Source organism: Bradyrhizobium sp. UFLA01-814 (assembly GCF_046718885.1).
Lineage (GTDB): Bacteria > Pseudomonadota > Alphaproteobacteria > Rhizobiales > Xanthobacteraceae > Bradyrhizobium > Bradyrhizobium elkanii.
Map to the genome: position 1 here is coordinate 1 of NZ_JAQOSR010000343.1, position 2,569 is coordinate 2,569.

Here is a 2,569-nt window from a genome sequence, read left to right on the forward strand (position 1 = left end):
ATCCTAAGTCTCGTGGGCTCGGAGATGTGTATAAGAGACAGGGCCGTTCACATTTGCTTGCGCGCCGTGTATGACGCGGCGCATCAGCCAACCCCATATCGAGAAAGAGCACGTCATGACTGACATCGTCGACATCATCGGCCGCGAAATCCTTGATAGCCGTGGCAACCCAACGGTCGAGGTCGATGTGGTGCTGGAGGATGGGTCAATCGGTCGCGCGGCGGTGCCGTCGGGCGCGTCCACCGGCGCGCATGAGGCGGTGGAACTGCGTGACGGCGACAAGTCGCGTTACCTCGGCAAGGGCGTCGAGAAGGCGGTTGCCGCCGTCAACGGCGAGATCTTCGAGGCGCTCAGCGACCAGGCCGTCGAGGAGCAGGTCGCGATCGACCAGATCATGATCGAGCTCGACGGCACGCCGAACAAGAGCCGGCTCGGGGCCAACGCCATCCTCGGCGTCTCGCTGGCCTGCGCCAAGGCCGCCGCCGAATCCTTCGACATGCCGCTGTATCGTTATGTCGGCGGCACCTCGGCGCGGACGCTGCCGGTGCCGATGATGAATATCATCAATGGCGGCGTGCATGCCGACAACCCGATCGACTTCCAGGAATTCATGATCCTGCCGGTCGGCGCGACGTCGTTCGCCGAGGCGCTGCGTTGCGGTTCGGAAATCTTCCACACGCTGCGCGGCGAACTGAAGAAGGCCGGTCACAACACCAATGTCGGCGACGAGGGCGGCTTCGCGCCGAACCTGCCGTCGGCCGACGCCGCGCTCGAGTTCGTCATGAACGCGATCGGCAAGGCCGGCTACAAGGCGGGCGACGACGTCGTGCTCGGCCTCGACTGTGCCTCCACCGAATTCTTCAAGGAAGGCTCCTACGTCTATGGCGGCGAGAACAAGACCCGCTCGCGTTCCGAGCAGGTGAAGTATCTCGCAGATCTCGTCGGCCGCTATCCGATCGTCACCATCGAGGACGGCATGTCGGAGGACGACATGGACGGCTGGAAGGAACTGACGGATGCGATCGGCAAGAAGTGCCAGCTGGTCGGCGACGATCTGTTCGTCACCAACGTCACCCGGCTTGCTGACGGCATCAAGAACGGCCGCGCCAATTCGATCCTGGTCAAGGTCAACCAGATCGGCACGCTGACCGAGACGCTTGCGGCGATCGAGATGGCCTACAAGGCCGGCTACACCGCCGTGATGTCGCACCGCTCCGGCGAGACCGAGGATTCCACGATCGCCGATCTCGCGGTCGCCACCAATTGCGGGCAGATCAAGACCGGCTCGCTGGCACGCTCCGACCGCACCGCCAAGTACAACCAGCTGCTGCGCATCGAGCAGCAGCTCGGTACCCAGGCGAAATACGCGGGCAGGGCGGCCTTGAAGGCGCTGGCGTAGCGCCCCAATTTGATCGGGATCCAACAAACGCAAAAACGGGAGGTCGGGATGAGCGACGGCAAGAGCGGTCTGCAACTGCGTTCGCTGCTCAAGAAGAATGGCGAGCTCGAGATATCGCTGGTCAATGTCCCGACCCCCGAGCCCGGCCCCGACGAAGTCGTGGTCCGGGTCGAGGCGACCCCGATCAATCCGTCCGACCTCGGTCTTTTGATCGGCCCGGCCGACATGTCGGCCGCCAAGGTCTCCGGCAGCAAGGAATTGCCCGTGGTGACCGCCCGCGTGCCGGAAGCGGCGTTGCCGGGCCTCGCCGCGCGGCTCGACGAGTCCATGCCGGTCGGCAATGAAGGCGCCGGCGTCGTGATCAGGACCGGTTCATCGGATGCGGCGAAAGCGCTGATGGGCCGCACCGTCGCAATGATCGGTGGCGCGATGTACGCGCAATACCGCACGCTGCGCGTCAACGAATGCCTGCCGCTGCCCGACGGCACCACGCCGGCGGAAGGCGCGTCCTGCTTCGTCAATCCGCTGACCGCACTTGGCATGACCGAGACGATGCGGCGCGAGGGGCACAAGGCGCTGGTGCACACCGCGGCAGCGTCCAATCTCGGCCAGATGCTCAACAAGATCTGCCTCAAGGACGGCATCGGCCTCGTCAACATCGTGCGCAACAAGGAGCAGGCCGACATCCTGCACAAGATCGGCGCCAAACATGTCGTCGATTCCTCCGCGCCCGATTTCATGGACAAGCTCACCGGCGCGCTGGTCGAGACCGGCGCCACCATCGCCTTCGATGCGATCGGCGGCGGCAAGCTCGCGGGCCAGATCCTGGTCGCGATGGAGTCCGCGATTAACAAGACCGCCAAGGCCTACAGCCGCTACGGTTCGAATGTGCACAAGCAGGTCTACGTCTACGGCAGCCTCGACACCCGCTCGATCGAATTGCCGCGCGGTTTCGGCATGGCCTGGGGCGTCGGCGGCTGGCTCCTGTTCCCGTTCCTGATGAAGATCGGTCCGGAGGCCGGCAACAAGCTGCGCCAGCGCGTGGTGGCCGAACTGAAGACGACTTTCGCCAGTCACTACACCAAGGTGGTCTCGTTGCAGGAGACCCTGCAGCTCGACAACATCGCCGTCTACAACAAGCGCGCGACCGGCGAGAAATTCCTGATCAAC

Annotated in this window: 2 protein-coding genes; both read left to right on the forward strand. The window is 64.2% G+C overall.

The features are described from left to right. Positions 1 to 115: 115 nt before the first annotated feature. Complete coding sequence (gene eno / locus PMN64_RS42655) at positions 116 to 1,399, forward strand: phosphopyruvate hydratase (protein ID WP_028339707.1); 1,284 nt, start codon at positions 116 to 118, stop codon at positions 1,397 to 1,399. 48 nt (positions 1,400 to 1,447) lie between these two features. Next, positions 1,448 to 2,569, forward strand: a 1,122-nt coding sequence (locus PMN64_RS42660) for a zinc-binding dehydrogenase (RefSeq protein ID WP_411785089.1), incomplete at its 3' end; no start/stop codon positions are given.

Excerpts from the sequence above, each read along its gene's own strand:
- eno (WP_028339707.1), top strand. The coding sequence starts at position 116 with ATGACTGACATCGTCGACATCATCGGCCGCGAAATCCTTGATAGCCGT.